Here is a 25,876-nt window from a genome sequence, read left to right as displayed (position 1 = left end):
CACATCCAAGCAAATTCACGAGGGCAGTCTCAACAGGGGCCGTCCGCCACCTTGACCTCGACTGCCAAAGGCGGTCACTGCATCTGGGTTATGGACGGCCAAGCCTGCAGCGCCGTCACATCGACCAAGCATTGGCTCAGGCCCCCCTGACCGCATGTACGAACGCATGAATCTTGTCGCTGTCCTTCAGACCCTTGCTCGCCTCGACACCGCCGCTGACATCCACCGCATAAGGGCGCACCTGCTCGATAGCGGCGCGCACATTCTCCGGCGTCAAGCCTCCCGCCAGGATAATCGGCACAGACAAATCCTGCGGCACCAATGACCAGTCGAACGCCTCGCCGGTCCCGCCCGGCACGCCCGGTACAAAAGTATCCAGCAAAACGCCAGCGGCAGAGCCGTACAAGCCGATCCGGGCGGCAATGTCGTCGCCCGGCTTGACCCGCAATGCCTTGATATAAGGCCGACGAAAACCCTCACAGGCAGCCGGAGACTCGTCGCCATGGAACTGCAGCAGATCGAGCGGCAACACATCGAGAATGGCGTTCAACTCGCTGCGTGCGCAATCGACGAAAAGCCCCACCGTGGTCACGAACGGCGGCAACGCCGCCAGAATCGCCTGCGCCTGCGGCACGGTCACGGCGCGCGGGCTCTTGGCATAAAACACCAGACCGATAGCGTCCGCACCAGCCTCAACGGCAGCCAATGCGTCTTCTACGCGGGTAATTCCACAGATCTTGCAGCGAACGACTGGCAACGGGCGAATACCTCCAGTAAAGGGCCGATGGTAGCAAAGGAACGCCTAGGCGTCTGCCGTCACATCCGGCAATCCCGAGAGGAAGTGCGGCCCCAGATAACGGGTGGGCAAGTCGAACTCCTGCGGGTAGTCGACTTGCACCAGATACAAGCCATATGGATGCGCGGTCACCCCACCCGTGCGCCGCACCCCGGTTTCCAGCACCTCACGCGCCCACTCCACCGGCCGCTCGCCGGCACCGATGGTCATCAATACCCCGGCAATATTGCGCACCATGTGATGGAGGAACGCATTGGCACGAATATCCAGAACGATGAAGCGGCCGTGTTCGAGCAATGTCAGGTGATGCACGGTCTTGATCGGCGACTTGGCCTGGCACTGGCGGGCACGGAAGGCACTGAAATCGTGCGTCCCGACCAAGGCTTGCGCCGCTTCGCGCATGCGCCCGATATCCAGCGGCCGATGATTCCAGGTCACTTCCTCGGCCATATGCGCCGGGCGAATCTGATCGTTGTAGATCACATAGCGATAACGCCTGGCCATGGCACAGAAACGCGCATCGAAGTGCGCCGGCATGAGCTTGGCCCACACCACGCTGATATCGACCGGTAGATTCCGGTTGGCCCCCATGACCCAGGCGAGCGTGGAGCGCTCGACCGGCGTATCGAAATGCACCACCTGAGCACTGGCATGCACCAGCGCGTCGGTACGCCCGGCACAGCTCAGGGTGACAGGCGCGCCACCAGCCACTTTCGACAAGGCTTTTTCCAGGGATCCCTGGATGGTCGGCACGCCGGCACGCTGGCGCTGAAAGCCACGATAACGCGAGCCTTTGTATTCGACACCGAGGGCAACTCTGTAAATGCCAACGGCAGCCGAATCGGCTGCCGCTGCGGGTATTGCATCAGACATGGATCAAACCAAGTTGGAGATCAGCTCACGCGCTTCCTGCTGCTGACCATCGTTACCTTCGGCGATCACTTCATCGAGGATGTCACGCGCACCCTCGGTATCGCCCATGTCGATATAGGCGCGCGCCAGGTCAAGCTTGGTCGCGGTTTCATCGGTCCCGGAGAGGAAGTCGAAATCATCGTCGCCATCCAGATCAGCCCCTTGCAGCGCAGCATCAGGTGCTGGCTGAGTCAACTCGGCGGGCTGATCCAGACTCTCCGACAACTGATCCAGCTCTGCGGTCACCTCATCGAGCTGGGCAGCGAAACTATCGCCGCCGGGCTGAACCGCAGCCTCATCGCTTAGCGACAGATCGAAGTCGTCGGACAGGTCGAAACTCTCACCCTCGCTTGCGCCCGGCAAATCGAAGCTCAAAGCGGCCAGCTCATCAGTCACAGGCTCGGCAGCCGGCTCATCGTCCAGGCTCAACAGAAACTCCTCTTCATCGGTTTCTGCCGGCTTGCTCTCGGCATCCAGATCCAGGCTGAAATCCGCCAGATCCCCAGCCAGCTCCACATTCTCGGCGGTGGCATCGTCAAGGCTCAGATCGAACTCCAGCTCATCGTCTTCCTCCACCGGCTCGACCGGTGCAGCCAGATCCAGCTCAGCGTCCAACGACAGGCTGTCCAGGTCAGCCAGCGAAGCATCGCTACCCGACGCATTCAGCTCACGCTCGAGGTCGGACTCAAGATCGTCCAGACTCAAATCGAAGGCATCATCCAGGTCGCCTGCAGCAGCCGCCGGCTGATCTGGCTCATCCAGACTCAGATCATCCATACTGAAGCTGGAAAAATCATCGTCAGCCAAGGTAGCGGCAGCTACACCGGCGCCGGCGAAAGCCGCGATCGCCGGATACTTGCCTTTCAATTGCTCGACCTCGGCAGAGACACCGCCAATTTCATGTAATTCGCCTTCCTGACGGGTGAAACCTTCACGGTCACCCAGTTCGGCGTAAACCTCCATCAGCTTGAGCCGCAGGTCACTGCGTTGCGGTTCATCGTTGATGGCATTCTGCAACAACTCGGCAGCCTGATTGAAACGGCCATAGGCGATATAGATGTCCGCCTCGCCCAGCGCATCGTTGGTTTGCGCAATCACACGATCTTCGCCTGACTCGGCAGCAGCCGGGCTGTCGAGGATGTCATCGGGGAAGCTGTCGGCCGGCAGCTGCATATCGCCATCGAGACTATTGTCGTGGCTCTCGGCAGCCTGACGTTCGTGCAGCTCGGCCTCCTTCAATGCGTTGCGCCGTGACAGCATCATCAGCCCGATCAATAGCACCAGCAACGCGCCGCCACCGGCCAACCCCAGGAGCATGGGATTGGCGAGCAGGTCATCGAAAGTACTGAGCTGTGGCGGCTGTTCAACAGGTTTGGCCGGAACGACCGGAGCGGCGGCTTTGGCCACCGGAGCTGGCGGCACCTCGGCGACGGGCGCCGCTGCAGGCTCAACGGCTATGGCAGGCGGAGAAACCGGCTGCAGGGGCTCGGCTTCGCCAACCGCTGGTTCTTCGCCCTGGTTAAGGTCGGGGGCTTCGGCTGCTGCGGGGACAACCGGCGCAGCGGCGGGCGCTACCGGTACAGCCGTGACGGGCGTCTCGGTCTGGACTTCTGCCGCAGGAGCCTGCGCTTGCGCAGCAAGGTCGGCCTGCAGCTTGGCCAGCTGATCGTCTTTGAGTTGAATCAAACGTTGCAATTTATCGAGCTGACCTTGCAGGTCACTCATGCGCCCTTTCAGCTCCTCGTTCTCGCGGCGGGTGGAGTCCAGCCCCTCCTGAGTCACCGCCAACTTGTCGCTCAGCGCCTTGCTATCGGCGGCACCTGCCTCACTGCCACTGGCGGCCTTGCCGGTATCGGCGGCGACCAGCTTCAGACTGTCCTGCGTTTTGGCCTCGGCAGGCGCTGCGCCGGCAACACTGCGCCTGGTCGCATCCAGTTGGCGTGCACTGGCAGCAACGTCACGCCCCTCGCGCCAGGCGGCATTCTGTTCGGTAACCTGGGCCACTGCTTCGGCCTGGGCACGGCTGGTAATCTGCTGCTCTTGAGGCAGACGCAACACCTGGCCGCTCTTGAGGCGATTGATATTGCCCCCGATAAAGGCATCAGGATTCAGATCCTGAATGGCCAGCATGGTTTGCTGCACACTGCCGCCGCCGCGCACGCGCTGGGCGATTTCCCACAGGGTGTCATTGGCCGTGGTCTTGTATTCATCGCCTGACAAGGCACTTGGCGCAGCGGCTGGCGCACGCGCCACCGGCGCACTGGCTTGCGGAGCTGAACGTTGAATAGGAGCACTGGCTTGCGGGCGTGGTGCCGGCGCGGCTACCGGCAGCTGCGGCGCCGCGGCAACAGCGGTTTGCGGCGAGTAAAGCGGCGGATCGAGCAGCAACGTGTACTCGCGCAACAGGCGGCCATTGGGCCACAGCACCTCGACCAGGAAATTCAGGTAAGGCTCACGCACCGGTTTGCTCGAGGTCACACGGATGACGCTCTTGCCATTGGGTTTGAGGATCGGGGTGAACTTGAGGTCGGTCAGGAAATACTGACGTTCGACTCCGGCCCTGGTGAACTCTTCGGGGGACGCCAGGTTCGGCAGCAACTCATTGGAAGCCAGGTCGCGCACCTCAAGCAATTCGATCTCAGCCACCAACGGCTGATTCAGCGCCGACTGCAAGGTCACCTCACCCAGTCCCAGCGCGTGCGCCATACCGGAGGACAGTGCCGAAGCAGCTGCGATTGCCAGCACCAGTTTGCGAACCCGAACCATAGCGTTATCCCTTGTTTTATCTTTTTTCTCGATATCCGAGAGGATCTTGATAGCTGCTGCCTGCATTCACCCGAAGGTGGCTCCCCATTCAGCAATCAACTCAGCCAATGTTGCCAAGCTCGAAAGATTATTCAGATTTCCAGCTAAGTATCTTTTACAGATAGTCTTTTATCAATAACTCAGCCAATTGCACAGCGTTCAAGGCGGCGCCTTTCCTCACATTATCAGACGCAATCCACAAATTGAGTTCCGCAGGGTCATCCTGCCCGCCACGCACGCGGCCTACATACACCACATCCTGCCCCACCGCATCGCCCACAGCCGTCGGATAATCGCCGGACTCGATGTATTCCAGGGCGGTACATACCTGTAGAGCCGCACAAATCGCCGGCAGATCGACAGCAGCATCTGCCTGCAGCGACACACTGAAACTGTCGCCAAAGAACACCGGTGCCTGAATACAGGTTGCCGATACCTTTAACTGCGGCCGAGCAAGCAACTCCTTGAGTTCATTGGCCAGGCGTTTTTCCAAGACGCCATGGCCGGCGCTATCCGGCATTTCCACTTGCGCCAGCAGATTAAAGGCAACTTGGCGGTCGAACAACTGCGGCTCGAATGAACGACCGTTAAGCAATTCGGCGGTTTGCCGGGCCAACTCGGACACGCCTTGACGCCCGCGACTGGAAACGGCCAGACAAGCCGTGACCGCCACACGCTGCACATCGACCCGCTCGCGCAGAGCGGCCAGCACCAGCGCCACGGCAATCGCCGCGGGACTCGGGCTGGTCAATTGATAGGGCGCAGCGAGGGTCTTCAAGACCTCGGGGTTTACTTCAGGCACGACCCGAGGCGCCTGTTCGGTCGGCAAAGCGGCGGTCAGATCGATCAGGGTACAACCAGCCGCATGGGCCCTGGACGCATAGCTGCGGGTAATCGCCTCACTGGCGGCGAAGAAAACCAGGCCGACGCTGGAGAAATCGAAAGATTCCAGGGTGCGCACCCGCAGATTCTTGCCTTTGAACGACAAGGAACGCCCGGCCGACTCGCCACTGGCCAGCAGGTGCAGATTGGCCACGGGGAAATCGCGCTCTTCGAGCAGTTGCACGAGGGTTTCGCCGACGCTGCCGGTGGCGCCGATCACGGCGATATCAAAGGTACGGGTCATGGACAGGCTTCTGACGGAATAATCAGCGCACTGTATAGCGCAGCCCCACAAATGCAAAGGAGCCAGCTATGCCGATGATCGCTCAACATCTCGATCATCGACACCGCTCGCTCCTATTCATTCCAGCTGGGCACGCTCAGGCCAAACTCACTGCGCCAGCTATCAACGCTCCAGCAGAATCCGCAGCATACGGCGCAGCGGTTCGGCGGCGCCCCACAGCAACTGGTCGCCGACAGTGAAGGCGCCCAGGTACTGCGAGCCCATGTTCAGCTTGCGCAGACGCCCGACCGGTACGCTCAGGGTGCCGGTGACGGCAGTTGGGCCAAGCTCACGGATACTGGCCTCACGCTGATTGGGTACCAATTTGACCCAGGGGTTATGCTGGCTGATCAGCCCTTCGATATCCGACAGCGGCACATCCTTGTTCAGCTTGATGGTCAACGCCTGGCTGTGGCAGCGCATGGCGCCGATGCGCACGCAGAGGCCATCGACCGGGATCGGATTCTTGAAGCGGCCGAGAATCTTGTTGGTCTCGGCTTGGGCCTTCCACTCTTCACGGCTCTGGCCGTTGGGCAGTTCCTTGTCGATGTAGGGAATCAGGCTGCCGGCCAGGGGCACACCGAAGTTGTCCACCGGGAAGGACTCTCCGCGCATGGCCTCGGCCACCTTGCGGTCGATATCCAGGATGGCACTGGCCGGGTTCGCCAGATCGTCGGCCACCGCACCGTTGATCGCGCCCATCTGCTTGATCAGCTCACGCATGTTCTGCGCGCCGGCGCCGCTCGCCGCCTGATAGGTCATGGCGCTCATCCACTCGACCAGACCGGCTTCGTAGAGACCGCCCAGGGCCATCAGCATCAGGCTGACGGTGCAGTTGCCGCCGATATAATTCTTCATGCCCGCGTCGAGGGACTGGTCGATCACCTTGCGGTTGACCGGATCGAGCACGATCACCGCGTCATCGGTCATGCGCAGCGAAGACGCGGCGTCGATCCAGTAACCCTTCCAGCCAGCCTCGCGCAGCTTGGGGAAGACTTCGCTGGTGTAGTCGCCACCCTGACAGGTGAGGATCACGTCCAGGCCCTTGAGCTCGTCGATGCTGTAGGCATCCTTCAGCGGGGCGATGTCCTTGCCGATGGCCGGGCCCTGACCGCCAACATTGGAGGTGGTGAAGAATACCGGTTCGATCAAGTCGAAATCCTGCTCTTCCAGCATGCGCTGCATCAGCACGGAACCGACCATGCCACGCCAACCGATCAGACCTACACGTTTCATAACCACTACACCTATATGAACAGACCGCCGGAAACGTTCCGGAGAACCTGGAAGATTACAGACTACGCAGCGCTTCGACTACCGCATCGCCCATGGCCGCAGTGCCGACCCTGGTCGTGCCCGCCGAATGGATGTCGCCGGTGCGCAGACCCTGATCCAGCACCTTGCTGACCGCCTGCTCGATAGCATCGGCGGCCTGGCCCTGGCTGAAGCTGTAGCGCAGCATCATCGACACCGAGAGGATGGTCGCCAGCGGATTGGCGATGCCCTGCCCGGCGATGTCCGGCGCCGAACCATGGCACGGCTCGTACATGCCCTTGTTGTTGGCATCCAGCGAAGCAGACGGCAGCATGCCAATGGAACCGGTGAGCATGGAAGCCTCATCCGACAGAATGTCGCCGAACATGTTGTCGGTGACCATTACATCGAACTGCTTGGGTGCGCGCACCAGTTGCATCGCCGCGTTGTCGACGTACATGTGGCTGAGTTCGACATCCGGGTAATCCCTGGCCACTTCCTCGACCACGGCGCGCCACAACTGGCTGGAGGCCAGCACGTTGGCCTTGTCCACCGAGCACAGCTTGCTGCCGCGCACGCGGGCCATGTCGAAACCGACCCGGGCGATACGGCGAATCTCGCTTTCGCTGTACGGCAGAGTGTCGAAGGCCATGCGCTCGCCATTTTCCAGCACGCGCGATTCACGCGGGCTGCCGAAGTAGATGCCGCCGGTGAGTTCGCGCACGATCAGGATGTTCAGTCCGGCAACCACTTCCGGCTTGAGCGACGAGGCATCGGCCAACTGCGGATAGAGGATCGCCGGGCGCAGGTTGGCGAACAGGCCCAGCTGCGAACGGATCTTCAGCAGGCCGCGCTCGGGGCGCAGGGCCGGGTCTATGGCGTCCCACTGGGGGCCACCCACCGCACCGAGCAGGATCGCATCGGCGGCGCGGGCGCGCGCCAGGGTTTCGTCGGCCAGCGGCACACCGTATTGCTCATAGGCGGCGCCGCCCAGCTGATCGAACGACAGCTCGAAGCCCAGGTCGAACTTGTCGTTGGCCAACTGCAGCACCTTGACCGCCTCGGCCATGATTTCCGGGCCGATACCGTCGCCGGGCAGAATCAGAATCTGTTTGCTCATCTTGTCCTCAATACGCCGTAGGGTGCGCCGTGCGCACCAGCAACTCGGTTAACGGGTGCACGCGGCCTGGGCGGCCCCACGCACCCCATTTATTTGATCGCGCCGAACAGCCAGGGGCTCTTCTGCTGGTAATCGGCTTCGAAGGCCTTGATCGCCTCGGCATCCTGCAGGGTCAGGCCGATATCGTCCAGGCCGTTGAGCAGGCAATGCTTGCGGAAGGCATCGACCTCGAAAGCGTACTGCTTGCCGTCCGGGCGGGTCACGGTCTGCGCCGCCAGGTCGACGGTCAGTTGATAGCCTTCGTTGGCTTCGCTCTGCTGGAACAGCTCATCGACATCATTTTCGTCGAGAACGATCGGCAACAGGCCGTTCTTGAAGCTGTTGTTGTAGAAGATATCGGCAAAGCTCGGCGCGATGATCGCGCGGAAACCGTACTCTTCCAGGGCCCAGGGCGCATGCTCGCGGCTCGAGCCGCAGCCGAAGTTCTCCCGCGCCAGCAGCACGCTGGCGCCCTGATAACGCGGGAAATTCAGCACGAAATCCGGGTTCAGCGGACGCCGGGAGCTGTCCTGGTTGGGCTGACCGACATCCAGGTAGCGCCACTCGTCGAACAGGTTGGGGCCGAAGCCGCTGCGCTTGATGGATTTCAAGAACTGCTTGGGAATGATCTGATCGGTGTCGACGTTGGCGCGATCGAGCGGCGCGACCAGGCCGGTGTGTTGAGTAAAAGCTCTCATGTTCGGACTCCTTAAGGCCGGATCAATTCACGCACATCGATAAAGTGGCCGGTCACCGCCGCCGCCGCCGCCATCGCCGGGCTGACCAGATGGGTACGTCCGCCAGCGCCCTGACGCCCTTCGAAGTTGCGGTTGGAGGTGGACGCGCAATGCTCGCCACTGCCGAGCTTGTCCGGGTTCATCGCCAGGCACATGGAGCAGCCCGGTTCGCGCCACTCGAAACCGGCCTCGATGAACACCTGGTCGAGCCCCTCTCGTTCGGCCTGGGCTTTGACCAGGCCGGAGCCCGGCACCACCATGGCCTGCTTGATGGTCGCCGCGACCTTACGGCCCTTGGCCACCGCGGCAGCGGCGCGCAGGTCTTCGATCCGCGAGTTGGTGCAGGAGCCGATAAATACCCGATCCAGCTGGATATCGGTGATCGCCTGGTTGGCCTGCAAACCCATGTATTTCAGGGCGCGGATGATCGAATCCTTCTTCACAGGGTCGTTTTCGGCGGCCGGGTCCGGCACATGCTGATCGACAGCCAGGACCATTTCCGGCGACGTGCCCCAACTGACCTGCGGCTTGATCTCCTCGGCACGCAACTCGACCACGGTGTCGAAATGCGCGTCGACGTCGGACACCAGGTCTTGCCACTGGGCGACCGCCTTGGCCCAGTCCGCACCTTTGGGGGCGAACGGGCGACCCTCGACGTAGGCGATGGTCTTCTCGTCCACCGCCACCAGACCGACCCGGGCACCGGCCTCGATCGACATGTTGCAGATGGTCATGCGCCCTTCCAGCGACAGGTCACGGATCGCGCTGCCGGCAAACTCCAGGGCATGGCCGTTGCCGCCGGCGGTGCCGATCTTGCCGATCACCGCGAGGACGATGTCCTTGGCGGTGACACCGAAGGGCAACTGGCCCTCCACGCGCACCTGCATGTTCTTCATCTTCTTCGCCACCAGGCACTGGGTCGCCAGCACATGCTCGACCTCGGAGGTGCCGATGCCGTGGGCCAGCGCGCCGAAGGCGCCGTGGGTCGAGGTGTGCGAGTCGCCGCAGACCACGGTCATGCCCGGCAGGGTCGCACCCTGCTCCGGGCCGACCACGTGGACGATGCCCTGGCGCACGTCGTTCATCTTGAATTCGAGGATGCCGAAGTCGTCGCAGTTCTCGTCGAGGGTCTGCACCTGAATGCGCGAGACCTCGTCGGCGATGGACTCCAGACCGCCCTGGCGCTCGGCCTTGGTGGTCGGCACGTTGTGATCCGGGGTGGCGATGTTGGCGTCGATGCGCCACGGCTTGCGCCCGGCCAGACGCAGCCCTTCGAAGGCCTGCGGCGAGGTCACTTCGTGAAGGATATGGCGGTCGATGTAGATCAGCGACGAACCATCGTCACGGCGCTTCACCTCATGCATGTCCCAGAGCTTGTCGTAGAGCGTTTTGCCGGCCATCAGCGGTTCCCTCATCAGCGTGTTTCTATGCAAAGGACGAATAGCCCTTTATTTATAGGGTGATCCTAAGAGCCTGGATCGAATTACTCAAATTCATATTTTTTATTCGAAGGATTCCCTTAAGGAATAGTCGTAAGCTGCAAGCCTCAAGCCGCAAGCAAGGGCTCGCGACGCCCCTCTTGCAGCTTATGGCTTATCTCTTGGAGCTATTGCGTCATGGATCTCGCCACCCTCAATGCCTTTATCGCCATCGCCGAGCTTGGCAGCTTCTCCGAGGCCGCCGAACGCCTGCACCTGACCCAACCGGCCGTGAGCAAGCGCATCGCCAGCCTGGAACAGCAGCTAAATGTACGCCTGTTCGACCGCCTGGGTCGTGAGGTGAGCCTGACCGAGGCCGGCCGCGCCCTGTTGCCGCGCGCCTATCAGATCCTCAATGTGCTGGACGATACCCGCCGCGCCCTGAACAACCTCAGCGGCGAGGTCAGCGGCCGCCTGACCCTGGCCACCAGCCACCACATCGGCCTGCACCGTTTGCCGCCCTTGCTGCGTGCCTTCACCCGCGCCCACCCGCAGGTGGCGCTGGACATCCAGTTTCTCGACTCCGAAGTGGCCTACGAAGAAGTCCTGCATGGCCGCGCCGAGCTGGCGGTGATCACCCTGGCCCCGGAGACCCGCGAACCGGTGCATGCGGTCGCGGTATGGGACGACCCGCTGGATTTCGTCGCAGCGCCCGAGCATCCGCTGGCCCGCAGTGGCGTGATCAGCCTGGCCGACGTGGCCGGTCACCCGGCGGTATTTCCCGGCGGCAATACCTTTACCCACCATATCGTGCGGCGCCTGTTCGAAGCCCAGGCGCTGACACCGAATATCGCCATGAGCACCAACTACCTGGAGACCATCAAGATGATGGTATCGATCGGCCTGGCCTGGAGCGTACTGCCGCGCACCATGCTCGACGAGCAGGTCGCGCGCCTGCCGCTGCCCGGCATCCAGCTGTCGCGGCAGCTCGGCTATATCTCGCACACCGAGCGCACCCTGTCGAATGCCGCACGGGCTTTCATGCAGCTGCTCGATGGCCAACGCGACAGCCTTGCGCTGGCGCCCGCGCAAAGGCTAACGTGAGGCGCATAACGAATAACAAAGGGCCCGTTACATGACCCTGCACCGCTCGACACGGCACAGCTCACCCCACGACCAAAAGGCCGCCAATGGCCAACGCCAGTGACAACCGGCCACCGCTGCCGCACATTCCTGCCCTGGATCCAACCGTATTCGAGAAAACCTGGAATGACGCCCCGCGCCTGCTGGCGGCACTCAACGGCGCGCAACTGGGCGCCTGGTACTGGGATGTGCCAAGCGGCCAGATCAACTGGTCGCGTGGTGCCCAGGCATTGTTCGGCCTGGATCCGAATCGCCCCGTGCGCACCCCGGTCGACTATATCGAGCTGATCCCGGAAGAAGAACGGCACGAGGTGCTCCAACTGTTCCAGGCCGTGCTCGATGGCGTACCGAGCAAAAGCGCCTTGCGCCACCGTATCCGCTGGCCGGACGGCAGCCTGCACTGGCTGGAAATCAGCGGCAGCCTGCAGGTCGACGACGCTGGCCGGCAGAAGATGTTCGGGGTGGTTCGCGATATCACCGTCCAACAGCAGCGCGCCCAGGCGCTGCGCAACTCCGAGCAGCGCTTCGCCAATCTGTTCCACCTCAGCCCGGACGTGATCCTGCTGGTGCGTTTCGCCGACAGCGTGATCACCGAGGCCAACCAGCATTTCGCCAGCACCTTCGGCTGGCCGACCGACCAGGTCATCGGCCGCTCGACCCTCGACCTGAACCTCTGGGTGCATGACCGGCAGCGCGACCATCTGCGCCACACCGCACCGAACAGCCGCGAGCCGGTCACCCAGGAAGTGCAGCTGCGTGCCCGCGACGGCCGCATTCTCGACGGCTTGATGTCCAGCCAATACATCGAGCTGGATGGGCAAACCTTTCTGCTCTGCACCTTCCTCGATACCAGCGAACGCAAGCGCGTCGAAGCCGCATTGCGCAACAGCGAGGAAAAATTCGCCCAGGCGTTCCGCCACACCCCCGATGCGGTGGTGATCACCGACAAGGAAACCGGGCGCTTTGTCGAGGTCAACCCGGCTTTCGAGCGGCAGTTCGGCTGGAAAAGTGAGGAAACCCTGGGACTCACCTCGCTGGAACTGGGGATCTGGGCCGACCCCGATGACCGCCAGCGCATGCTCGACGCACTGCGCCAAGGCAGCCTGAACGAGCTGGAAGTACGCTTGCACAGCCGTGACGGCAGCGTCAGCAGCAACCTGCTGTTCGGCGGAGAGATCGAGCTGGGCGGGCGCACCGGACTGGTCCTGACGGTACGCGACATCACCCGGCAGCGCGCCCAGGAGCAGGCCCTGAACAACAGCCAGGAACGCCTGAACCTGGCCCTGGAATCGGCCGACCTGGGTACCTGGGACTGGCACATCCCGAGCAACATGCTGTTCGCCTCGCCCCGCGCCTCGGCGCTACACGGCCTGAGCCAGGAGCCCTTTCACGGTGACTTTCAGCAGTTCTTCAGCCATGTGCCGCTGAACGACCGGCGCGCCATGCGCCAGACCTACAACGAACTGACGCGAAGTGGCGAACAGGACTACCAGGTCACTTATCGGGCGATCTACGGCAATGACGAAGTCCATTTCCTCGAAAGCACCGCCAAGCTCTACCGTGACGAACAAGGCCAGCCCCTGCGCATGGCTGGCATCCTCATCGACATCAGCGAGCGGGTGCAGCGTGAACAACGCCTGGCCGCCTCGGAGGAAAAATTCGCCAGCCTGTTCCAGGCCAGCCCCGACCCCATCTGCGTGTCGCGCATCCGCGACGGCGTGTTCGTCGAAATCAACCAGAGCTTCAGCGCGGCCTTCGGCTGGACGCCAGAGGAGATCGTCGGGCATAGCGGCCCGGCGCTCGACTTCTGGGTCGAGCGCGACGAACGCCAACGCCTGTATGACAAGCTCACCGCGCAACAGGGCCTGGACAACGAGCAGGCCCGTTACCGCACCAAGGCCGGTACCGAACTGACCTGCGTGGTGTCCTGCCGTTTCATCAGGGTCGACCGCCAGCTGTGCATCCTCTCCACCTTCCGCGACGTCGGCGAACGCCTGCAAGCCGAGGCCGCGCTCAAGGCCAGCCAGGAAAAGTTCGCCAAGGCCTTTCACTCCAGCCCCGACGCCATCACCATCACCGAACGCGATACGGCCCGCTATATCGAGGTCAACGAAGGCTTCCACCGCCTCACCGGCTACCGCGCCGAGGAGGTCATCGGTCGCTCGGCCCTGGAAATGAACGTCTGGGCCGACCCCAGGCAGCGCCAGGAGATGCTCGAGACGCTCCAGCGCGACGGCCGTGTGACGCATCGGGAGATGCTCGGCAAGCACCGCGATGGCAGCGTCAAGACAGTGGAGGTCTCGGTCGAGCCGATCGACCTCAACGGCCTCGACTGCCTGCTGCTGACCGCCCGCGATATCAGCCTGCTGAAGGACGCCCAGGCGCAAATCCAGCACCTGGCCTACCACGACTCGCTGACCAACCTGCCCAACCGCGCCCTGCTGATGGACCGCCTGACCCAGCAGATCGCCCTGCTCAAACGCCACGATTTGCGCGGTGCCCTGCTGTTTCTCGACCTCGACCACTTCAAGCACATCAACGACTCGCTCGGCCACCCGGTCGGCGATAGCGTGCTGAAACTGGTCACCGCCCGCCTGGAAGCCAGCGTGCGCCAGGAAGACACGGTCGCCCGCCTCGGCGGCGACGAGTTCGTCGTACTGCTCTCCGGCCTCGAAGGCAGACGCTCGGCCGTCACCCGCCAGGCCCGCATGGTCGCCGAAAAACTGCGCATGCTGCTGGCCGAACCCATGCTCATCGACGGCCACCGCCTGCAGGTCACGCCAAGCATCGGCATCGCCCTGATCCCCGACCACGGCGCCACCCCGGCCGACCTGCTGAAACGTGCCGACATCGCCCTCTATCGCGCCAAGGACTCCGGGCGCAATACCGTCCAGCTGTTCCGCCGGACCATGCAGGAAGCCGCCAGCGAACGTTTACGCCTGGAAAACGACCTGCGCCTGGCCCTGGCGCGCGGCGAGTTCGAGCTGCATTTCCAAGCCCAGGCGGATGCCCGCTCCGGCCAGATCATCGGCGCCGAAGTACTCCTGCGCTGGCTCCATCCAACCCTGGGCGCGCAGTCGCCGGCGCTGTTCATCCACGTTCTGGAAGAGAGCGGCTTGATCCTCGAAGCCGGCGGCTGGGTGCTCGCAGAATCCTGCCACGCCTGCGCGCAGCTGCTCGAAGAAGGCTTGATCGATACGCAGAACTTCAGCCTGTGCGTCAACATCAGCCCGCGCCAGTTCCGCCACCACGACTTTGTCGAGCGGGTGGAAAGCAGCCTGCGCAACAGCACCTTGCCCGAATCCATGCTCAAGCTGGAAATCACCGAAGGCATCGTCATCCACAACATCGAGGATACCATCGCCAAGATGAATCGCCTGAAGAAGCTCGGTGTCAGTTTCGCCATGGACGATTTCGGCACGGGCTATTCCTCGCTGACCTACCTCAAACGCCTGCCGGTGGACCTGCTGAAGATCGACCAATCCTTCGTCCGCGACGCCCACCATGACGCCAACGATGCGGAAATCATCCGTGCCATAGTCGCCATGGCGCGCAGCCTTGGCCTGGCGATCATTGCCGAAGGGGTCGAACAGCAGGAGCAGCTGGATTTTCTCGAGCAGCAAGGCTGCCACCTGTACCAGGGCTACCTGTTCAGCAAACCTCTGCCGCTAGGGGAGTTTCGCGCCCTGTTGATGCACACCCCGCAACGCCCGCGCCGGGCATGAAAAGCAACGGCCGAGGGCGATACCGAAGGAGTCCGTCCATGACTAAAGTCATGCTGATAACCGGTGCCAGCCGCGGCATCGGCGCTGCCACCGCCCGGCTGGCAGCGGCCCAGGGCTATGCCCTGTGCCTCAATTACTGCCGGCACGCCGAGGCCACCGAAACCCTGGCCAAACAGATCATCGAGGCTGGCGGTCAGGCCATCGCCGTGCAGGCCGACGTAGCCGATGAAGCCCAGGTGCTGCGCCTGTTCGCCAGCCTCGACCAGCACTTCGGTCGCCTCGACGTGCTGGTCAACAACGCCGGCATCCTGGAACAGCAGATGCGCCTGGAACAGATGGATGTCGGTCGATGGCAACGGGTCTTCGCCGTCAACGTATTCGGCAGCTTCCTCTGCGCCCGCGAAGCGGTGCTACGCATGTCGACCCGCCATGGCGGTCGCGGCGGCGCCATCGTCAACCTGTCCTCGGTGGCCGCCCGCCTCGGCGCACCGGGCGAATACATCGACTATGCCGCCGCCAAAGGCGCCATCGACAGCCTGACCCTGGGCCTGGCCAAGGAAGTCGCCGGCGAAGGCATCCGCGTCAACGCCGTGCGCCCCGGGGTGATCGACACCGAGATCCACGCCAGCGGCGGCGAGCCGGCACGGGTCGCCCGGGTCAGCCAGAGCGTACCCATGGGCCGCGGCGGCCTGGCCGAGGAGGTGGCTGAAGCGATTCTCTGGCTGGCCAGCGGCCAGGCGTCCTACACCAGCGGTGCACTGCTGGATGTCAGCGGCGGCCGCTGAGGGTCACGATCGCCCGGCCATGCGTACTCCCGTAGCCCGCCTAAATTCATAGAGCAGGCCTCGGCGCAATCCGGGGCAGCGCGTGGAGTCCGAAAGAAGATGCCGCACCCGCCACGGTATCAGCAGGCACACCGCAATGATGGGTTACGCCGCGCCTAAAATATCGTCTAGCCACACATCGTCTCGGCGGCTAACCCATCCTACGAAAGCCGGCTGCTGGCTGATGGTCACCGGCCGCATCTATGCCGAGCAAGACATCGATCCGATTACAATCGTTCTCCCGGCGCAGCAGATTGAACAACGCGAACGCCTCGGGGTAGCTGCGGGTGAGCATCGCCAGCCATTGCTTCAGGCGTCCCGGGGCATAGCGCGGGGACATCTTGCGCCGGGCCTGCTGCCAGAAATCGGCGAGCAGGGGTTGCAAGGCGGCCCAGTCCATCTCGACCACGGCCTGCCCGGCCCGCGCCGCGGCGATCTGCCGGGCCAGGTCCGGCCGCGCCACCAGGCCGCGGCCGAGCATGATGTCATCGACGCCGCTGATTTCGCGGCAACGCCGCCAGTCGTCCAGCGTCCACACCTCGCCATTGGCGAACACCGGCACCCTGACCGCCTCCTGCACCCGCGCCACCCACTCCCAATGAGCCGGCGGCTTGTAGCCCTCGACCTTGGTCCGCGCGTGCACCACCAACTGCGACGCCCCACCTTCGGCCAGGGCCTCGGCGCACTCCAGGGCATGGTCCTTATGCTCGAAACCCAGGCGCATCTTGGCCGTCACCGGAATCCCGGCCGGCACCGTGCGGCGCACCTCGCGGACGATGGCATGGAGCAGTTCCGGCTCTTTCAACAACACCGCGCCGCCACGGGACTTGTTCACGGTTTTCGCCGGACAGCCGAAGTTGAGGTCGATCACCGGTGCGCCGAGGCCACAGGCAAAGGCGGCGTTATCCGCCAGGCACTGCGGATCGGAGCCGAGAAACTGCACGCGCAACGGCGTGCCGGCCGCCGTTCGCGCAGCGCTGAACAGTTCCGGCGCCAGTTTCTGGTAGGTCGAGACGGGCAACACCCGCTCGGTGACGCGGATAAATTCGGTCACGCACCAGTCGATTCCGCCGACCCGGGTCAGCACATCGCGAAGGATCTCATCGACCAATCCTTCCATGGGTGCAAGGGCGATCTGCATAGAGAAATTCTCGAAAAAACGCCGCGTAGTGTACGCGGCGCATGGCCCTGGATGAAATGCCTGCCCGCGCACGCCGAGGCGAACGACATGGAACACCGTCACCCTCAGGGAGTCCATAACAAGGTCACTACAACGCCATGGAGGACAAATATGCGCATTCCGATACTGCTCGCCAGCCTGTACCTCAGCCTCGGTCTGAGCCAGGCGGAGTCACGGGAAACCGGCGAATCTGAACTGCGCCCCACAGCCGAACACATGGCCCAACTGGTGATCGGCCGCGACCGCAAGGTGCCGAACGCCTGCGCTGTCGAGCTGTTCGTGGAGAACCAGCCGGCGGCACAACTGCCGGGCGGTGAGTCGGTGAGCCTGGAGGTGCCGGCTGGCACTCTCAACCTCAGGGCGCGCCTGAAATCAGCTGGCAGTTGCGATGCCGCCGGCCTGGCCAGCGGCCAGTCGATTCTGCTCAAGCCAGGAGAGACCCGGCGGTACCAGATTATGCTCGACAACCATGCTTTGTTCCTGGCGCCGCAACTGCACTAACGGCACCAGTCAAAGCTCCAGGGGAAAGGGTAACTGCAACGCACGGCCATACCCCTCGACGAACTCGGCCGGCATGCGCCTGGGCTTGCCGCTGGACAGTTCGATGCAGACGAAGGTGGTCTTGGCCCGCAACAGGGTCAGGCCATCCTCCGGACGCACCAGCTGAAAGCGCCGGTCCATCTTCAAACGCTGATCGGACTCGACGATCCAGGTGGCCATCTGCAATTGCTGATCTTCATAGGCACTGGCCAGGTAGTCGATCTCGTGACGCAGCACCGCCATGGCCCGGTCGAGCCGGCGGTACTCGGCCAGGTCGAGGCCCAGGTACTGGGAATGACGCCAGGCGCAGCGCTCCAGCCAGCTGACATAGACGGCATTATTGGCGTGTCCGAGACCGTCGATGTCGTCGGCAACCACGCTGATGTCGATCACGAACGGATTCGCCAGATCCCAGTTCATCGCTGCCGCTCCAGTCTGCCGCGAGACGCGCCCGCAGGCACAGGACGCGTCGAAAGTTGATTGATCTTCAGCGCCGGGCGCATGGGCTTGCTCCTGAGTTTTCAAGTGAGGTACCGCCGGAGCTGGCCGGCGCACCATTCTAGGCATTAAAGGGGCGGCAACTCCATGCCGCACATGCTGGCTGCAATTCTACACGCGGGCAACAGCACGGCATGCACCGCCAGCCTGCGAGCAACTACAGGCTTAAACCACTTTGGTTAATAGCTAAAAGCCACTAGGCTATCGCCCGGACATCAAGCCACACCGGCGCCCCACTCGCCCGAGAACCTAGCACTTGCTTGCCGCCTTACGCCTGTTACTGCTGCTATTACTACTGCCCAGCCTGAGCCTGGCAGATGTCCTGTCGCTGCCCGCTACGGAGCAACCCGTGCTGCCCGGCCCCTTCATGCAGGTCTGGCAGGATCCAGAAAAGCAGGCAGATATAGACGATGTGCGCCGCCTGCCGGACTCGGCCTGGCAGCCGGTTGCCCGCCGCGACGCCAGCTTCGGCTATAGCGGTAACGCCTACTGGCTGCGCCTGCAACTGCATAACCCCGAACCGCGCAGCATGGACTGGGTACTGCTGATCGCTAACCCGCTGCTGGACTATCTGGACGCCTATGGCCTGGATGGCGAGCAGGTCTACCGCGCCGGCGATCAGCGCCCGTTCGCCGCGCGCTGGATCGAGCACCGGCAACTGCTGCTACCGCTGCGCCTGGCCGCCGGAGAAAGCCGCGAGCTGATCCTGCGCATGCAGACCGAAGGCTCGGCCAACCTCAGCGCCAGCCTGATGACCCGCGCAGCCTTCGACCGTCACGAACAACGCATGCTGCTTCTGCAAGGCCTGTTCTTCGGCGCACTGGCGGCGATGTTCATCTACAACCTGGCGATCTTCCTCATCACCCGCGACCGCAACTACCTCTGGTACAGCCTGTTCGTCGCCAGCTTCGGCGGCTACCAGTTCATCCAGCTCGGCTTCGCCCTGCAATGGCTATGGCCGCATTCGCTCGGCTGGCAGCAATTGAGTTTTCCGCTCAGCTCGGCCGTGACCACCCTGTTCGCCATCCTGTTCACCTACGGGGTGCTCGAGCTCAAGAATGCTCCGCCCTTCTACACCTGGATCACCCGCCTGCTGCTGGCCTGCACCTGGCTGGTCATCGGCCTGGCCCTGCTCGGCCCCTACCGAGTGGCGCTGATCGGCAGTTTCGCCCTGGTCATCGTCGGCGCCGTGCTCGCCAGCCTGTTCACCCTGCTGCGCTGGCGCGCCGGCCTTCGGGCCGCCCGCCTCTTCGCCATCGGCTGGTTCGTGCTGATCGCCGCCAGCCTGTTCAGCATCCTCAGCGGCACCGGCTTGATCGCCAACTCGCTACTGACCCTGCACGCCCAACAGATTGGCGGCTTGATCGAATTGACGGTGTTCTCCATCGCCCTGGCCGCGCGCATCCGTCAGGCGCAGAGCGCACACCATCTGGCCCAGGCGCGCCTGTTCGCCAAGGAGCACCAGTTGCGCATGGAGCAGGCCAAGGGCCTGGACCTGCAGAGACAGATCAATGACGGCCTGGAACTGCGCGTCACAGAGCGTACCGCGGCTCTGCAACAGGCCCTGAGCGAGCTTTCCGGCGCCCACCAGCAATTGTCCGAACGTAACCGCCGGGACGGCCTTACCGGCCTGCTCAACCGCCAGACCCTGAACGAAGAGCTGCACCGCACCCAGGCCCAGGCCATGCGCAGCCAGCGCCCCACGGCCATCCTGATGATGGACCTCGACCATTTCAAGCAGGTCAACGACCAGTACGGTCATCTGACCGGCGACGCCTGCCTGCAGCATGCCGCCCAACGACTGCAACAGCGCTTGCGGGCGGCCGATCTGCTGGCCCGCTTCGGCGGCGAAGAGTTCGTCGCCGTGCTGAGCGATACCGATCTGGCCGGCGCCCATGAGCTGGCGGAACAACTGCGCGATGACCTGGCCCGCCACCCCTGCATCCATCAAGACCGGATCATCAACCTGACCATCAGCATCGGCGTATGCGCCGCGATCCCCACCAGCGCGGACAGCGAACAGCTGCTCAATCGCGCCGACCTGGCCCTCTACCGAGCCAAGGCGGCCGGGCGCAATCGCGTGGAAAACTATGAGGCCAGTTCGCTTAGCGAAGCCTGACGCAAACTGGCCAATAGCTGCACAACCGCCTGGACCAGCTGCGGATCGGCCAAGACCCGCTGGTGCCCGCCCTGCTCGATACGCAACAGCCGGCTATCGAACCAGGCCTCATGGATCGCCTGCGCCTCACTATAGGGCACCAGCGGATCGTCGGCGGCGTGCACGATCAAACCAGGGAAATCCAGCTGATAGTGCCTCACGTCAAGCTTTCCGGCCGGCATGCCCGCTTTCTCCTCGACCAACCGGACAAAATGCGCCCGCGCCCGGGCGGGCAAGCCCATATAGTGGGAAAAACGCCGCAGCATGGTGAGAATCCGGCTCGGCGCCGCGATGCTGACCACAGCCTCGGCACGCAAGCCCAACTGTGTCGCCAGCAAGGCGCTGGCGCCGCCCATCGAGTGACCGATCACCGCCTGCAGTGGCGGCAACTCACCGGCGGCCTCGAGCAGGGCGCGGGCGAACAGCACCACATTCGCCTCCTCTCCCGGCGAGCGACCATGTGCCGGGGCATCCAGGGCGACCACGCCGTAACCGGCCTGCACCAAGGCCTTGATCAGCTCGGCAAACTGGGTCGGCCGACCTTCCCAACCATGCATCAGCAGCACCGTCGGCCCGCTACCCCAGCGCAATGCCGACAGCCCGAAACGCAGGGTGATGCGCTCGGCCTGCGCCAGTAGCGGCAGCTCCCAATCGCGCGGCGGCAGCCTGCGCGGCGTCATGAACTGACGCCGCAGATTGCTCGCCACCGCCTGCGGCGCCACCCAGCCAACGGTGGCGTTGAATCCACGTACCCAGTTCATGCTGTTCATTGCCCTTCTCCTCATACGACAGGCTCACATCAAACGATTTAACGATTGCCTCAAACGATCGCCGACTTGGCGGCACGCAGAACGCGGTCGGACAACTCGCCGGGACCCAGCGCGCGCGCCAGCGCCAGCCCCCCCACCATCAAGGCGATGTCGGCGAGCACCCGCGAAGCGTCCTCGGGACTTGCCGACAACTGCGCCACCATCAACTCCAGATGCTCGGCCAGGGCCGTGCGAAAGCCCTCGGGCAGGCGCGTCAGCTCGCCCAGCGAACTCGGCAGCGGGCAGGCTTGCTCGCTGGCATCGCGGTGCTTGCGCGACAGGTAGAACGCCGCCAGCAACGCCCGCCGCTCGTCGGCCGGCAGGTCGCTGTCCATCTGCTTGATCAACTCGCGGCGCTGGCCGAGCAACTGCCTGAACGCCTCCAGCATCAGCGCATCCTTGCTCTCGAAGTGCGCGTAGAAGCCGCCCACGGTCAGCCCAGCGGCGCCCATCACCTCGCCGACACTCGGCTCGGCGGGACCGCGCTGCACCAGCGCGGCACTCGCCGCAGAAAGAATGCGTTCACGGGTCTGGGCTTTCTTGTCGTTCATGCTCGCCTCCAAAATATTACGATTGAAATATTATGCTCATAATAAATTTAAGCAAGCAGAAAGCCTTGCCGCTGGTCGGGCCGATTGATCGGGAAGGAAAGGCGGAGCAGAAAAACAAAAGGGCCATTCCGCAAAGAATGACCCTTAAAAGTCCCGCAGAGCGGGCAAAAATGGCGTCCCCTAGGGGACTCGAACCCCTGTTACCGCCGTGAAAGGGCGGTGTCCTAGGCCACTAGACGAAGGGGACGAAACCTTCGAAGAACAAGGCCAGCACTAGGCTGGCCTGTCGTGGAATTGGTGGAGCTAGACGGGATCGAACCGTCGACCTCTTGCATGCCATGCAAGCGCTCTCCCAGCTGAGCTATAGCCCCGGATTTAATGTCTCTCGACGCGCAACGCCTAAGCGCTGCGGCTGGAAATAGTGGCGTCCCCTAGGGGACTCGAACCCCTGTTACCGCCGTGAAAGGGCGGTGTCCTAGGCCACTAGACGAAGGGGACGCAGATACCCTTCAAAACTCAGCCAACTCGAGAGCTGACTGTGGCAAGCCTTTCGGCTTTGAGATTGGTGGAGCTAGACGGGATCGAACCGTCGACCTCTTGCATGCCATGCAAGCGCTCTCCCAGCTGAGCTATAGCCCCATCTCAAGGACGGGGCGCATGTTAAGGGCAGCCCCGGACACTGTCAACAACATTTTCCCCGATAGATGCTTTTTTTATGCTGATAGAACAACCACTTACCCTGCCCCGCCAGCAACAGGCCAATTAGCCTATGGTTGCCAGCAGCTTTTCCCACTCCTTGTTTTCCTTCTTCGACACGCCACCGAGCAGTTCGATGGCCTGGCGCAGGCGGAAACGGGTCAGGTCCGGCCCGAGTATCTGCATGGCATCGAGCACCGACACCGAGCTGGCCTGCCCGGTCACCGCGGCGAACATCAGCGGCATGGCGTCACGCAGCTTCAACTGCAGATGTTCGACCACCGCCTGGATGCAAGCGGTGATGTTGTCCTTCTCCCACTGGCGCAACGCCTCCAGCTTCCACAGGATCAGTTGCATGACCTGACGCACCTGATCGGGCGAGAGCTTCTTGTGCTCGAACAACTTGGGATCGGGGTTGACCCCACCGGCGAAGAAGAAGCTGGCCAGCGGTGCGATCTGGCTGAAGGTTTCCACCCGGCCTTGCACGTGCGGGGCGATCTGCATCAGGTAATCGGAATTGAAGGCCCATTTCTGCACCCCCGCGGCGAACTCCTCGACGCTCAGCTCACGCATCCACTGGCCGTTGAGCCAGGACAGCTTCTCCAGGTCGAAGATCGGCCCGCCCAACGACACGCGCTGGATGTCGAAATGCTCGACCATCTCGTCGAGACTGAACTTCTCGCGCTCGTCCGGCATCGACCAGCCCATGCGCCCGAGGTAGTTGAGCATGGCCTGGGGCAGGAAACCCATGCGCTCGTAGAAGGTGATCGAGGTCGGGTTCTTGCGCTTGGACAGCTTGCTCTTGTCCGGGTTGCGCAGCAGCGGCATGTAGCACAGCTGCGGCTTGTCCCAGCCGAAATACTCATAGAGCAGGATCAGCTTGGGCGCCGAGGGCAGCCATTCCTCGCCACGCAATACATGGGTGATGCCCATCAGGTGGTCGTCGACCACGTTGGCCAGGAAGTAGGTCGGCAGGCCATCGGTCTTCATCAAGACCTGCATGTCCATCCGGTCCCAGGGGATCTCGACCTCGCCGCGGAGCATGTCCGGCACCACGCAGACGCCTTCGCTCGGCACCTTCATGCGCACCACGTTGGGTTCGCCGGCGGCCAGGCGCTGCTGCACTTCGTCGGCCGTCAGGTGCATGCAATGGCCGTCGTAACGCGGCGTCTGCTTGGCCTCCATCTGCTCGGCGCGGACCTTGTCCAGACGCTCGGCGCTGCAGAAGCAGTGGAAGGCGTGGCCCTTCTCCACCAGCTCGGCGCTGTACTTGCGGTAGATATGCCCGCGCTCGCTCTGCCGATAGGGGCCGTGGGGGCCGCCGACGTCCGGGCCTTCGCTCCACTCGATGCCGAGCCAGCGCAGGGCGTCGTAGATCTGCTGTTCCGACTCGCGGGTCGAGCGCACCTGGTCGGTATCTTCGATGCGCAGGATGAATTCGCCACCGTGCTGGCGGGCAAAGCACAGGTTGAACAAGGCGATATAGGCGGTGCCTACGTGCGGATCGCCGGTGGGCGACGGCGCGATACGGGTACGGACGGTGGTCATGGAGGCTCTCAAGGAATCGACGCGTAGATCAAGGGGGCGATATTAACAGGCCTGCCGTGGCAGTCTCCAGCGGACGCGCTCAGCGCACCTCGCCGCGCAGCGCTGCCACCCGCGCCTGCAAAAGCTGCCGGTCGGCCTGTGCGGCGTCGAGCGGCGCGCCGGCCACCAGCTTGATCCGCGACCACAGACGGCGGAACAAGCGCTTGCGCGGATCGCGACTGAAGAAGCTGCCCCACAGGCCTTGCAGCGCCATGGGAATCACCGGCACCGGGTTTTCCGCGATGATGCGTTCGATACCGCCCTTGAACTCGTTGATCTCGCCGTCGCCGGTCAGCTTGCCCTCGGGGAAGATGCACACCAGCTCGCCGGCCCGCAGGTATTCGGCGATCTTCTTGAACGCCGCGTCGTAGATCAGCAGGTCCTCGTTGCGCCCGGCAATCGGCACGGTGCCGGCGGTGCGGAAGATGAAGTTGAGTACCGGCAGGTTGTAGATCTTGTAGTACATGACGAAGCGCACCGGCCGGCGCACCGCGCCGCCGACCAGCAGGGCATCGACGAAGGACACATGGTTGCACACCAGCACCGCCGGGCCGTCCTCGGGAATGGCATCCAGCCCCTGATGCTCGACCCGGTACAGCGAGTGGCCGAGCAGCCAGATCAGGAAGCGCATGCTGAACTCGGGAACCAGCTTGAAGATGTAGCTGTTGACCGCGACGTTCATCAGCGAAATCGCCAGGAACAACTGCGGAATCGACAGCTCGGCGACGCTGAGAAAGAGGATCGAGACGATGGCCGAGACCACCATGAACAGCGCGTTGAGGATGTTGTTGGCGGCGATCACCCGCGCCCGCTCATGCTCGGCGGTGCGCGACTGGATCAGGGCGTACAGCGGCACTATGTAGAAGCCGCCGAACAGGCCGATGCCGAGAATCGAGGACAGGATCCACCAGGCCTGGCCATGCCCGAGCAGCGCCAGCCAGTCGTGGGCCTGCGCGCCCTGCGGGAAACCGCCGGAGTGCCACCACAGCAGCATGCCGAACAGGCTCAGGCCGATCGAGCCGAAGGGCACCAGGCCGATCTCCACCTTATGCCCGCTCATCCGCTCGCACAGCATCGAACCCAGCGCGATGCCCACCGAGAACACCGTGAGGATCAGGGTCACCACGCTCTCGTCGCCGTACAGCCACTGCTTGGCATAGGCCGGAATCTGCGTCAGGTAGACCGCGCCGAGGAACCAGAACCAGGAGTTGCCGACCAGCGAGCGCGAGACCGCCGGCCGCTGCTCGACCAGGCCCAGGCGCATGATGCGCCAGGACTGGCGCAGGATGTTCCAGTCCAGCACCAGCTCCGGCAGCGCCGCATGGGCGCGGGGGATGCCGCGACTGGCCAGGTAGCCGAGCACCGCCACCGTCACCACGGTACCGGCGACCAGGCTGGCATAGCCGCTGCTGGCCATCATGATGCCGGCGCCGATGGTGCCGGCGAGAATCGCCAGGAAGGTGCCCATCTCCACCAGGGCGTTGCCGCCGACCAACTCCTCTTCACGCAGGTGCTGCGGCAGGATCGAATACTTGACCGGCCCGAACAGCGCCGACTGGGTGCCCATGCAGAACAGCACGGCGAGCATCAGCGGCAGATGATTCAGCAGCACCCCGGCGGCGCCGGCGAGCATGATCAGGATCTCGGCGAACTTGATCGTACGAATCAGGCTGTCCTTGGCGAATTTCTCGCCGAACTGCCCGCCGAGGGCGGAAAACAGGAAGAACGGCAGGATGAACAGCAATGCACAGAGGTTGACCAGCAGGCTGGCGTCCGCCCCGGAGCTGAGCTTGTAGAGGATGGCGAGGATCAGCGACTGCTTGAAGATGTTGTCGTTGAAGGCGCCGAGCAACTGGGTGAGGAAGAACGGCAGGAAGCGCCTTGTGCCGAGCAGGCTGAATTGCGAGTGTGGGGTCATC

General features: G+C 63.3%; 19 protein-coding genes and 4 tRNA genes. 5 read left to right on the top strand and 18 right to left on the bottom strand.

Annotated elements, in window-relative coordinates; genetic code table 11:
• Positions 1-136: 136 nt before the first annotated feature.
• From BM315_RS09930 to leuC, 8 genes are all read right to left on the bottom strand, one after another.
• Positions 137-757: a phosphoribosylanthranilate isomerase gene (locus BM315_RS09930; protein WP_090500401.1), complete on the bottom strand. Its 621-nt coding sequence runs from the start codon at positions 755-757 to the stop codon at positions 137-139.
• Positions 758-802: 45 nt separating this feature from the next.
• A complete protein-coding gene (truA, locus tag BM315_RS09925; RefSeq protein ID WP_090500399.1) occupies positions 803-1,669 on the bottom strand; it encodes a tRNA pseudouridine(38-40) synthase TruA in 867 nt (288 codons plus the stop codon).
• A 3-nt stretch (positions 1,670-1,672) separates the two neighbouring features.
• On the bottom strand, positions 1,673-4,474 hold the full coding sequence (locus BM315_RS09920) for a motility hub landmark protein FimV (protein WP_090500397.1): 2,802 nt from the start codon (positions 4,472-4,474) through the stop codon (positions 1,673-1,675).
• Between the two features lie 154 nt (positions 4,475-4,628).
• Positions 4,629-5,639 carry an aspartate-semialdehyde dehydrogenase gene (locus BM315_RS09915; protein WP_090500395.1) on the bottom strand — a complete coding sequence of 337 codons (1,011 nt, stop codon included), beginning with the start codon at positions 5,637-5,639 and terminating at the stop codon, positions 4,629-4,631.
• A 162-nt stretch (positions 5,640-5,801) separates the two neighbouring features.
• Entirely contained in the window at positions 5,802-6,914 is a 1,113-nt protein-coding gene (gene asd, locus BM315_RS09910; protein ID WP_090500394.1) for an aspartate-semialdehyde dehydrogenase, read from the bottom strand.
• Positions 6,915-6,969: 55 nt separating this feature from the next.
• Positions 6,970-8,052: a 3-isopropylmalate dehydrogenase gene (gene leuB / locus BM315_RS09905; RefSeq protein WP_090500392.1), complete on the bottom strand. Its 1,083-nt coding sequence runs from the start codon at positions 8,050-8,052 to the stop codon at positions 6,970-6,972.
• An 89-nt stretch (positions 8,053-8,141) separates the two neighbouring features.
• A complete protein-coding gene (gene leuD / locus BM315_RS09900) occupies positions 8,142-8,789 on the bottom strand; it encodes a 3-isopropylmalate dehydratase small subunit (RefSeq protein WP_090500390.1) in 648 nt (215 codons plus the stop codon).
• Between the two features lie 11 nt (positions 8,790-8,800).
• Complete coding sequence (gene leuC / locus BM315_RS09895; RefSeq protein ID WP_090500451.1) at positions 8,801-10,228, bottom strand: 3-isopropylmalate dehydratase large subunit; 1,428 nt, start codon at positions 10,226-10,228, stop codon at positions 8,801-8,803.
• A gap of 216 nt (positions 10,229-10,444) precedes the next feature.
• On the opposite strand from leuC, the gene BM315_RS09890 reads away from it, so the two are divergent.
• The 3 genes from BM315_RS09890 (at position 10,445) to BM315_RS09880 (ending at position 15,899) form a co-directional block, all read left to right on the top strand.
• A complete protein-coding gene (locus BM315_RS09890) occupies positions 10,445-11,350 on the top strand; it encodes a LysR family transcriptional regulator (protein ID WP_090500388.1) in 906 nt (301 codons plus the stop codon).
• An 86-nt stretch (positions 11,351-11,436) separates the two neighbouring features.
• On the top strand, positions 11,437-15,114 hold the full coding sequence (locus BM315_RS09885; protein WP_090500386.1) for a PAS domain S-box protein: 3,678 nt from the start codon (positions 11,437-11,439) through the stop codon (positions 15,112-15,114).
• A 38-nt stretch (positions 15,115-15,152) separates the two neighbouring features.
• A complete protein-coding gene (locus BM315_RS09880; RefSeq protein ID WP_090500384.1) occupies positions 15,153-15,899 on the top strand; it encodes an SDR family oxidoreductase in 747 nt (248 codons plus the stop codon).
• Positions 15,900-16,089: 190 nt separating this feature from the next.
• Here the strand turns inward: BM315_RS09880 and BM315_RS09875 are convergent, their stop codons facing one another.
• Complete coding sequence (locus BM315_RS09875; protein WP_090500382.1) at positions 16,090-17,079, bottom strand: tRNA dihydrouridine synthase; 990 nt, start codon at positions 17,077-17,079, stop codon at positions 16,090-16,092.
• A gap of 150 nt (positions 17,080-17,229) precedes the next feature.
• On the opposite strand from BM315_RS09875, the gene BM315_RS09870 reads away from it, so the two are divergent.
• Positions 17,230-17,619, top strand: a complete 390-nt coding sequence (locus BM315_RS09870; RefSeq protein ID WP_090500380.1) for a hypothetical protein — start codon at positions 17,230-17,232, stop codon at positions 17,617-17,619.
• 9 nt (positions 17,620-17,628) lie between these two features.
• On the opposite strand, the gene BM315_RS09865 is transcribed toward BM315_RS09870, so the two are convergent.
• Positions 17,629-18,078, bottom strand: a complete 450-nt coding sequence (locus BM315_RS09865; RefSeq protein ID WP_090500378.1) for an acyl-CoA thioesterase — start codon at positions 18,076-18,078, stop codon at positions 17,629-17,631.
• A 334-nt stretch (positions 18,079-18,412) separates the two neighbouring features.
• On the opposite strand from BM315_RS09865, the gene BM315_RS09860 reads away from it, so the two are divergent.
• The gene (locus BM315_RS09860; protein ID WP_244527286.1) at positions 18,413-20,275 is read left to right on the top strand and encodes a diguanylate cyclase; all 1,863 of its coding nucleotides are present in this window, start codon (positions 18,413-18,415) and stop codon (positions 20,273-20,275) included.
• Here BM315_RS09860 and BM315_RS09855 read toward each other — a convergent pair.
• The 8 genes from BM315_RS09855 to BM315_RS09820 form a co-directional block, all read right to left on the bottom strand.
• Positions 20,245-21,084: an alpha/beta fold hydrolase gene (locus tag BM315_RS09855; RefSeq protein ID WP_090500376.1), complete on the bottom strand. Its 840-nt coding sequence runs from the start codon at positions 21,082-21,084 to the stop codon at positions 20,245-20,247. The genes BM315_RS09860 and BM315_RS09855 overlap by 31 nt on opposite strands.
• Positions 21,085-21,134: 50 nt before the next feature.
• Complete coding sequence (locus tag BM315_RS09850; RefSeq protein WP_090500373.1) at positions 21,135-21,674, bottom strand: TetR/AcrR family transcriptional regulator; 540 nt, start codon at positions 21,672-21,674, stop codon at positions 21,135-21,137.
• A gap of 171 nt (positions 21,675-21,845) precedes the next feature.
• A tRNA-Glu gene (locus tag BM315_RS09845) sits at positions 21,846-21,921 on the bottom strand.
• Positions 21,922-21,969: 48 nt separating this feature from the next.
• Positions 21,970-22,045, bottom strand: a tRNA-Ala gene (locus BM315_RS09840).
• A 51-nt stretch (positions 22,046-22,096) separates the two neighbouring features.
• A tRNA-Glu gene (locus BM315_RS09835) sits at positions 22,097-22,172 on the bottom strand.
• 65 nt (positions 22,173-22,237) lie between these two features.
• Positions 22,238-22,313, bottom strand: a tRNA-Ala gene (locus BM315_RS09830).
• A gap of 123 nt (positions 22,314-22,436) precedes the next feature.
• Positions 22,437-23,918: a glutamate--tRNA ligase gene (gene gltX, locus BM315_RS09825; protein ID WP_090500371.1), complete on the bottom strand. Its 1,482-nt coding sequence runs from the start codon at positions 23,916-23,918 to the stop codon at positions 22,437-22,439.
• 79 nt (positions 23,919-23,997) lie between these two features.
• Complete coding sequence (locus BM315_RS09820; protein ID WP_090500369.1) at positions 23,998-25,875, bottom strand: MFS transporter; 1,878 nt, start codon at positions 25,873-25,875, stop codon at positions 23,998-24,000.
• Between the last annotated feature and the right edge of the window lies 1 nt (position 25,876).

It is taken from the genome of Pseudomonas borbori, assembly GCF_900115555.1.
In the GTDB taxonomy this organism is placed as follows: Bacteria; Pseudomonadota; Gammaproteobacteria; order Pseudomonadales; family Pseudomonadaceae; genus Aquipseudomonas; species Aquipseudomonas borbori.
This window is presented reverse-complemented; position numbering and strand designations above follow the sequence as displayed.

Bases quoted from the DNA above. Each gene is read 5' to 3' on its own strand.
- BM315_RS09870 (WP_090500380.1), top strand. From the start codon at position 17,230: ATGCGCATTCCGATACTGCTCGCCAGCCTGTACCTCAGCCTCGGTCTG.
- leuD (WP_090500390.1), bottom strand. From the start codon at position 8,789: ATGAGAGCTTTTACTCAACACACCGGCCTGGTCGCGCCGCTCGATCGC.
- BM315_RS09865 (WP_090500378.1), bottom strand. From the start codon at position 18,078: ATGAACTGGGATCTGGCGAATCCGTTCGTGATCGACATCAGCGTGGTT.
- leuC (WP_090500451.1), bottom strand. From the start codon at position 10,228: ATGGCCGGCAAAACGCTCTACGACAAGCTCTGGGACATGCATGAGGTG.
- BM315_RS09855 (WP_090500376.1), bottom strand. From the start codon at position 21,084: ATGAACAGCATGAACTGGGTACGTGGATTCAACGCCACCGTTGGCTGG.
- BM315_RS09885 (WP_090500386.1), top strand. From the start codon at position 11,437: ATGGCCAACGCCAGTGACAACCGGCCACCGCTGCCGCACATTCCTGCC.
- BM315_RS09850 (WP_090500373.1), bottom strand. From the start codon at position 21,674: ATGAACGACAAGAAAGCCCAGACCCGTGAACGCATTCTTTCTGCGGCG.
- BM315_RS09915 (WP_090500395.1), bottom strand. From the start codon at position 5,639: ATGACCCGTACCTTTGATATCGCCGTGATCGGCGCCACCGGCAGCGTC.
- BM315_RS09880 (WP_090500384.1), top strand. From the start codon at position 15,153: ATGACTAAAGTCATGCTGATAACCGGTGCCAGCCGCGGCATCGGCGCT.
- asd (WP_090500394.1), bottom strand. From the start codon at position 6,914: ATGAAACGTGTAGGTCTGATCGGTTGGCGTGGCATGGTCGGTTCCGTG.
- BM315_RS09820 (WP_090500369.1), bottom strand. From the start codon at position 25,875: ATGACCCCACACTCGCAATTCAGCCTGCTCGGCACAAGGCGCTTCCTG.
- truA (WP_090500399.1), bottom strand. From the start codon at position 1,669: ATGTCTGATGCAATACCCGCAGCGGCAGCCGATTCGGCTGCCGTTGGC.
- BM315_RS09890 (WP_090500388.1), top strand. From the start codon at position 10,445: ATGGATCTCGCCACCCTCAATGCCTTTATCGCCATCGCCGAGCTTGGC.
- BM315_RS09920 (WP_090500397.1), bottom strand. From the start codon at position 4,474: ATGGTTCGGGTTCGCAAACTGGTGCTGGCAATCGCAGCTGCTTCGGCA.
- leuB (WP_090500392.1), bottom strand. From the start codon at position 8,052: ATGAGCAAACAGATTCTGATTCTGCCCGGCGACGGTATCGGCCCGGAA.
- gltX (WP_090500371.1), bottom strand. From the start codon at position 23,918: ATGACCACCGTCCGTACCCGTATCGCGCCGTCGCCCACCGGCGATCCG.
- BM315_RS09875 (WP_090500382.1), bottom strand. From the start codon at position 17,079: ATGCAGATCGCCCTTGCACCCATGGAAGGATTGGTCGATGAGATCCTT.